We start from the raw sequence: 489 nt of genomic DNA, 5'->3' as shown, positions 1-489 counted from the left end.
AAGGTCGAGTACGTCCCTGACGACATCGTTGGCCGGGACAACGAGATTGAGGAATACGAAGCTGCCCTCCAACCAATCATCAACGGTGAGTATCCCGACAATATCTTCATTTACGGGAAAACCGGTGTCGGGAAGACTGCTGTCACGAACTTCCTACTCAACGAACTGCAGGACTCTGCTGAACACTTCGAGGTCGATCTTTCGGTAATCTCTCTCAACTGCGATGGCCTTTCTACGAGTTACCAGGCGGCGATCAGTCTCATCAATAACCTTCGAGAACCCGAACATCATATCGCTGAAACCGGCCACCCGCAATCCAAAGTCTATCGTCTCCTCTGGGATGAACTCAACAAACTCTCTGGGACCGTCGTTATCATCCTCGACGAGATTGACCATATCACCGACGACACGTTCTTGTACCAGATCACGCGTGCAGACAACAACGGCTATATCGACAATATCCAGCTTGGACTCATCGGCATCAGTAAC

Annotated in this window: 1 protein-coding gene; it reads left to right on the top strand. The window is 50.5% G+C overall.

Annotated features, from left to right (window positions below):
- The coding region (locus tag AUR66_RS16140) for an AAA family ATPase (protein ID WP_157533175.1) at window positions 1-489 on the top strand (489 nt) is incomplete at both ends.

Source organism: Haloferax profundi (assembly GCF_001469865.1).
GTDB classification, from domain to species: Archaea; Halobacteriota; Halobacteria; order Halobacteriales; family Haloferacaceae; genus Haloferax; species Haloferax profundi.
The sequence above is the reverse complement of the archived record's forward strand: the minus strand, read 5'-3'. Positions and strand labels throughout refer to the sequence as shown.